Genomic DNA, 383 nt, shown 5'->3' with positions numbered 1-383 from the left:
CCTCTATGCCGTCGCCGCCACCACAAGCGCACTGGCGGCCCTGTTAGGCGCGGCACGGGCGATCTGGAGCGTCATCACGCTTCCGCCGGCGGTCGCCATGCAACCACCTGCACCGGCCCTATACCAGAGCTTCCTCACGGGCGAGGGCCGTCTCCTTTCAGCGTTTTCGCAATTGACCATCATGGCGTTCAGACATCTGCTGCGCTGGCCTTTGCGCTCCTTGCTGACGGCGTTGGGGACCTCACTCGCCGTCGCTCTGCTGGTCACTGCGCTGTTCTCTTTCGATTCCATAGCGTTCATGGTCGACACGGTTTTCTTCCGTGCCGAGCGGCAGGACGCGACCTTGTCATTCGGTGTGGAGCAATCAACACGCGCCCTGCAGT

1 pseudogene is annotated in these 383 nt (G+C 62.7%); it reads left to right on the top strand.

Annotation, left to right across the window (positions count from 1 at the left end):
• Positions 1-383 (top strand): annotated as a pseudogene (locus EOA33_RS38690) (ABC transporter permease); the annotation flags it as partial.

Origin of the sequence: Mesorhizobium sp. M4A.F.Ca.ET.050.02.1.1 (assembly GCF_003997725.1) — a bacterium.
Taxonomy (GTDB): Bacteria; Pseudomonadota; Alphaproteobacteria; order Rhizobiales; family Rhizobiaceae; genus Mesorhizobium.
This window is presented reverse-complemented; position numbering and strand designations above follow the sequence as displayed.